Source organism: Sphingomonas sp. LH128 (assembly GCF_000293195.2).
GTDB lineage: Bacteria > Pseudomonadota > Alphaproteobacteria > Sphingomonadales > Sphingomonadaceae > Novosphingobium > Novosphingobium resinovorum_A.
Map to the genome: position 1 here is coordinate 1 of NZ_ALVC01000498.1, position 852 is coordinate 852.

The window sequence follows — 852 nt, forward strand, 5'->3', positions numbered from 1 at the left end:
CCGGCCATCACCGTATCGCCGCGCGTCTCGATGCGCGGGACGCGGCGCACCAGACCAGCGAGGTCGATGTCACCGGCATCGTCGACCGCATCGGCACCGGCGACGCCTTTGCGGCGGGCGTGCTGCACAAGTGGCTGCAGGGCGCGGACCTCGTCGCCACCGCGCAGGCGGGGCTGGCCTACACCGTGCTCAAGCATACCGTGCCCGGCGACATGTGTCTTTTAGGACTTCAAGAGCTTGATGCGTTCTCTGTAAGCGGAGGCGATGTGCGGCGTTGATGGGACCTTTCGGGCATTGCTCTTGAGCAAGTATCCGGCTGCTCCCATCTTGAGGGCGCGCGTCGCTGACGCGTCGCCGGCGTAGGTCGACAGCACAATGATCCTTGCCGCAGGGTCATCGGCAAGAATGGTGGCAATGGCCTCGGCACCGCTCGCCTTTGGCATCTCTCGTTAGCGGCCGTTGCCTCAACCGCCTTCGTTCGTTTAGCGATGCGCAGTGAGGCGCAATCCTCGATATCATCGCGTGCTTTACATCCCGTGGGACCATCTGAACCAGATTTTCCCACGGGAGAGTGATTCAGCCCTGCACGAAGGCGAGCAGATCGGGGTTGATGGTCTCGGCGTTCACCGTGAGCATGCCGTGGGAGTAGCCCTCGTAGATTTTCAGCGTCGCGTTCGGCAGGATCTCGGCCTGCAGTACGCCGGCGTTCTTGTACGGCACGACCTGGTCGTCATCGCCGTGCAGCACGAGAGTGGGGACGGTGATCGCCTTCAGGTCTTCGGTCTGGTCGGTTTCGGAGAAGGCCTTGATGCCGTCGTAATGGGCCTTGGCGCTGCCCATCATGCCCTGGCG

General features: G+C 63.1%; 3 protein-coding genes. 1 reads left to right on the top strand and 2 read right to left on the bottom strand.

Translation table 11 applies throughout. The features are described from left to right. Positions 1-278 (top strand): PfkB family carbohydrate kinase (locus LH128_RS29215; RefSeq protein WP_008833309.1); only part of this gene is annotated, 278 nt, incomplete at its 5' end. On the opposite strand, the gene LH128_RS32650 is transcribed toward LH128_RS29215, so the two are convergent. After that, on the bottom strand, positions 222-443 hold the full coding sequence (locus LH128_RS32650; RefSeq protein ID WP_236727454.1) for a response regulator: 222 nt from the start codon (positions 441-443) through the stop codon (positions 222-224). The two genes, LH128_RS29215 and LH128_RS32650, sit on opposite strands and share 57 nt — an antisense overlap. A 133-nt stretch (positions 444-576) precedes the next feature. Then, positions 577-852 (bottom strand): alpha/beta fold hydrolase (locus tag LH128_RS29220; protein ID WP_008833310.1); only part of this gene is annotated, 276 nt, incomplete at its 5' end.

Coding starts and splice junctions, on each gene's coding strand:
- LH128_RS32650 (WP_236727454.1), bottom strand. CDS start 443: ATGCCAAAGGCGAGCGGTGCCGAGGCCATTGCCACCATTCTTGCCGAT.